The 1776-nt window shown below is 63.0% G+C and carries 1 protein-coding gene; it reads right to left on the bottom strand.

The genetic code is table 11. From position 1 onward, the window contains the following. Window positions 1-155: 155 nt before the first annotated feature. Window positions 156-1640: a hypothetical protein gene (locus BST47_RS30040; protein WP_420094076.1), complete on the bottom strand. Its 1485-nt coding sequence runs from the start codon at window positions 1638-1640 to the stop codon at window positions 156-158. Between the last annotated feature and the right edge of the window lie 136 nt (window positions 1641-1776).

The raw sequence follows: 1776 nt of genomic DNA, 5'->3' as shown, positions 1-1776 counted from the left end.
TCTGACCTCAAGCGATATCGCCACCACTACCATTCGCGGTTTAGCGGCGCTGCTTTGCGAAAAGCTTGCCTCCGCCGAGCGGGCTGACAGCGACGCGTCGATTCGGCCTCAACACAAAACAGGTGGGTAAACGAGTTGGCCAGGAGGATGGTTCGTTAGCAGATCTCCCCTGTCAGGTCGAACTCGGCCACCGTGCGAGCAACCAGCTGACGCAATGCAGGCTTTGTGTTCGCAGCGCCCGGTTGGTACGCAACTACGCTGATGCCGATCTTGGCGCCGATGCGCCCCGCCTGCAGATTCATTTGACCGCCCGCCCGCTCAAGCCACTGCCGCGTGACATTGCTAGCGCCGCGTGTCGTGACATACTCCGCGTCGGTGCCATCGAGTCGGCAGATCAGCGTGCCGAAGTCTCCGAGATTGGAACACAACACCGGCAGATCGGGGTCGCCGATCATCAAATCCGACAGTCGACCGTATGCCCGCTTCGGCGCGAACTGGGTCAGCCATACGATCCCGAGCGCGGCCGGAGTGATTACACGCTGCGCCGCATCTGGCGTCTGACGCAGAGTGCCTAGCGCCTCGTTGACGGAGGCGCGAATCTCGCGTAGATCTGTAGTTACCCGAGTCGGGTCGATACTCACGCGAGCAAACGACAGGGCGATCGCCCGCGTATCACCTTCTGTGCGTTCGCTCATCGGCAGTTGCAAGGTGACTGCGCCATCGCCGGCACGTCGGCGCCCGATACGCTGGGCGAGCTTCGCAGCCAATCCTGCAAGGAGCACGTCACTCGTTCCGCCAAGAGCCTTCGCACGCTCATCCCACTCATCCACATCGATGTAGATTGTGATACCCGGCACGACCACGTCATCGCCGCCGTCGTCTTCACGGATGGCGACGGTTCGCGATGTCGACGACAGAGCGAGACCATCCCGGTCACGGCGGGCCGCTCTTGCCGCCGCGACAAGATCGCGCCGGTGACGGCGAACCAGGGTAGCCACCGCGCCCAGCGCCCGAGCAACCTCGGGTAGGTCATGCACTGACTGCCGGGCGTCCTTTGCCGCCGTCCGCAGCCGTGTGCGTGAACGCGGCGGTGGGAGGCCGAGATCGCGGATGTTTCCCAGGACCGCATCGGATATCGCATCAGCGAGCCCGAGGCCGTCAAGGAGATAGTGAGAAACCACCAGGCTGACCGCGGTCGAGCCGTCAGTAAGGGGAAGCACCCCTAGATGCCAGCCTGACCCCGCTTCGGGATCAGCCGAAAGTTGCGAACGTTCATCAGCCCAATCGCTGAGTTCAGTGCGTGGCCGTGCGCACTCAGCGATATCGATGTCCTCCGCCCCGCGATACGCGACCCACCGATGCCGGGCGAACGGCAGTGGCGAACGTTCGATGCGCCGTCCCAACAATCCGTAGCCGAGATTGTGGTGAAAACGCCTCAACGCATTGAAGTCGATGGGGTGCTCATACACCCACACGACCTGCATGACTTGGTCTTGGCCGGTGGCGCGCTGGGCTGCGAAAAAGAAGTGGTCCAACAAAGCGAGCCGATTGTCCAGTCGCGCATCACCGTTGGATGCGGGGCTGTGAGAGCCCGTCGGCGCCCCTCGGCTGACGGGCAAGGATGAGCGCCTGACGGGCATGGGCGAGGGCCGCACATCACCGCTGGATGGACGGTCGCTGATGGATGTGGCTTGCGCACCGGCCAACTTTTGGCACAACAGATCGGCCAAGTCGCGAATAGTGGTGGTAGTAGACGCGACTTCACGGGGAGTGATG

Source organism: Mycolicibacterium tusciae, from assembly GCF_002086795.1.
Classification (GTDB): domain Bacteria; phylum Actinomycetota; class Actinomycetes; order Mycobacteriales; family Mycobacteriaceae; genus Mycobacterium; species Mycobacterium tusciae.
The sequence above is the reverse complement of the archived record's forward strand: the minus strand, read 5'-3'. Positions and strand labels throughout refer to the sequence as shown.

What these genes read in the sequence shown, in the direction of transcription:
- BST47_RS30040 (WP_420094076.1), bottom strand. Translation starts at nt 1,640, where the DNA reads ATGCCCGTCAGGCGCTCATCCTTGCCCGTCAGCCGAGGGGCGCCGACG.